The 962-nt window shown below is 54.6% G+C and carries 1 protein-coding gene; it reads left to right on the forward strand.

Features of this window, described 5'->3' with window-relative positions:
• Window positions 1-223: 223 nt before the first annotated feature.
• A complete protein-coding gene (locus WH50_RS23865) occupies window positions 224-706 on the forward strand; it encodes a YbaK/EbsC family protein (protein WP_104155309.1) in 483 nt (160 codons plus the stop codon).
• Window positions 707-962: the final 256 nt, after the last annotated feature.

Here is a 962-nt window from a genome sequence, read left to right on the forward strand (position 1 = left end):
CGCTTTTTCGCCTGTTTCTTGTGCCCGCGGGGTATTTCCTTGTCTCGGCTGCCTCGATAACGTTTTTCAACGACCTGTTAGATGAGCCATTGTTGAACAGTTCCTGTGCTGTTCTGCACTGGATGTAGCAGCAAGTTAGCGTTGTTTTGATTGGATAAACGTCAGCGTTGCGTCAATTCGGCCATGAATGCCGCAACGCGAGTGCTTGTTTAAGGAGAGCAAAATGTCTGAGCCATTGCGTGCCAGTTCTCAGCGCGTTCAGGAGTTCCTGAACGGAAAGGGCTATGACTTCACCGTCAGGGAGCTGGCCAGCTCAACCCGCACCGCTCAGGAAGCGGCCGATTCGGTAGGGTGCTCCATAGCCCAGATTGCCAAATCCATCATTTTCAGGAATAAGGCCGACAATACGCCGGTGCTGGTGGTGGCCTCCGGTGCCAACCGCGTCAATACCCGCAAAATCGAGCAGGCCGCGGGCATCAAGCTTGGCAAGGCCGATGCAGATTTTGTCCGTGCCGAAATAGGCTATGCCATTGGCGGTGTGCCACCCATTGCCCATATCCAGAAAGTCACGACCTTCCTCGACCCGGACTTGCAGCAGCACGAGGTAATCTGGGCTGCCGCAGGCACACCGAACTCCCTGTTTGAGTTAAAGCCCGCCGATCTGGCCCTGCTGACGGAAGGGCAGTGGATCGATATTGCGGAGTAATAACCAGAGCGCAGAGCGGCCACTGGCGGTGTTTAACAGGCTGTTGAAAAACGTTATCGAGGCCGCCGAGACAAGGAAATACCCCGAGGGCACAAGAAACAGGCGAAAAAGCGGAGTTTAGTGAACTAAATGAGCATTTGACTCGCTCCGCTCGCCCCTTCGGGGCCGTGCTAAAGCACGTTCAGCCTTTGGCTGTGAGCCTGTTTTTGACGCGGTATTCGGCAACGCAGATAGCTTTTCAACGACCTGTTAAAAC

The organism is Pokkaliibacter plantistimulans (assembly GCF_003194385.1).
Lineage (GTDB): Bacteria > Pseudomonadota > Gammaproteobacteria > Pseudomonadales > Balneatricaceae > Pokkaliibacter > Pokkaliibacter plantistimulans.

What these genes read in the sequence shown, in the direction of transcription:
- WH50_RS23865 (WP_104155309.1), top strand. Translation starts at nt 224, where the DNA reads ATGTCTGAGCCATTGCGTGCCAGTTCTCAGCGCGTTCAGGAGTTCCTG.